The organism is Achromobacter sp. GbtcB20 (genome assembly GCF_019091095.1).
GTDB lineage: Bacteria > Pseudomonadota > Gammaproteobacteria > Burkholderiales > Burkholderiaceae_B > Achromobacter > Achromobacter mucicolens.
On record NZ_JAGXJZ010000665.1, the window covers coordinates 1 to 256 of the forward strand.

Annotated in this window: 1 protein-coding gene; it reads right to left on the bottom strand. The window is 66.8% G+C overall.

The window, feature by feature from the left end; genetic code table 11:
- The coding region (locus KVT32_RS30645) for a hypothetical protein (protein WP_217619491.1) at positions 1-256 on the bottom strand (256 nt) is incomplete at both ends.

Genomic DNA, 256 nt, shown 5'->3' on the forward strand with positions numbered 1-256 from the left:
ACACGGTAGGTGCCGCGCCCGAAGATGCTGTAGTTCTCCTGTTGCGGCTGGATCTGGTTGTACACCAGGGGTGCGTCGATCAGGCAGCCGCCGAGCGGGTCGCCCTGCGGGTGCCTGGTGAAGTTCGAGCATGCCGCACCGGGGAACAGCCGGGTGAAGCCGGTGGTGGCCGCGTCGAGGTTGCCGCGGTTGTAGTAGTTGTTCGTGTCCGGATTGCGCACGTTGCCGTTGATCGCGCTGCCGGCCGCGTTGGGGC